This is a genomic window from Bradyrhizobium sp. 31Argb (genome assembly GCF_043638955.1).
In the GTDB taxonomy this organism is placed as follows: Bacteria; Pseudomonadota; Alphaproteobacteria; order Rhizobiales; family Xanthobacteraceae; genus Bradyrhizobium.
On the sequence record NZ_JBEGDB010000672.1, the window covers coordinates 1 to 716 of the forward strand.

The following is a 716-nucleotide window of genomic DNA, read 5'->3' on the forward strand; positions in this document are numbered from 1 at the left end:
CCTGCCACCCGAAAACTTGCCGATCCTCGAATGGCTCGGTATCAAAACGTCAAAATCACTGTGATGAACCACTAGGAGGATGTTACATTGGATGGGCAATTACAGGGGTTGATCGATGCCGTCGATGTGGCGCACGATGAACGCTCCGTTCGCAACGCGATCAAGAAGTTTACTGGCTCATCCGGCTTCGACCGCTATGCCTACATTCATGTTCACGCCGACGATGCGGTTGCTTTCAGCGATTATCCTGCGGAATGGCTGAACCTCTATTTTGCAAAGCGATACACGACCATCGACCCTGTTGTGACGACCGCCAAGCGCAGCATGCGGATGTTCGCCTGGTCGGCGGGGGAGCGCGGCGTGCGCAGGAGCTCGCGCGAGATCAAGCAATTCTATTCGGAGGCAACTGACTTCGGCATCCGCTCGGGCGTTTCCGTTCCGATCAGGACAAGCTATGGCCGCACAGCGATGATCACGCTCGCATCAGATCGGCGGCGGGCCGAGGTCCCGCCATGGGATCCGATGCAGGCGGCATTGGCGCTCGCCTACATTCATGTTCGCCTCAGCCTGGCGTCTGTGTCGTCCTTTAAAACAGGGGATGTGACGTTGTCGACGCAGGAAGCGACCTCGCTCAGCTGGTCTGAAATGGACCCGCGGAGCGGGACCGCTTGAACCGGTTTGTTAGTTGGAAACTGACCGCTCCTGATCCCTTTCTA

Annotated in this window: 1 protein-coding gene; it reads left to right on the forward strand. The window is 57.4% G+C overall.

The window, feature by feature from the left end:
• The first annotated feature begins 108 nt into the window (after positions 1-108).
• Positions 109-672, forward strand: a complete 564-nt coding sequence (locus AAFX91_RS42210) for an autoinducer binding domain-containing protein (RefSeq protein WP_394570414.1) — start codon at positions 109-111, stop codon at positions 670-672.
• Positions 673-716: the final 44 nt, after the last annotated feature.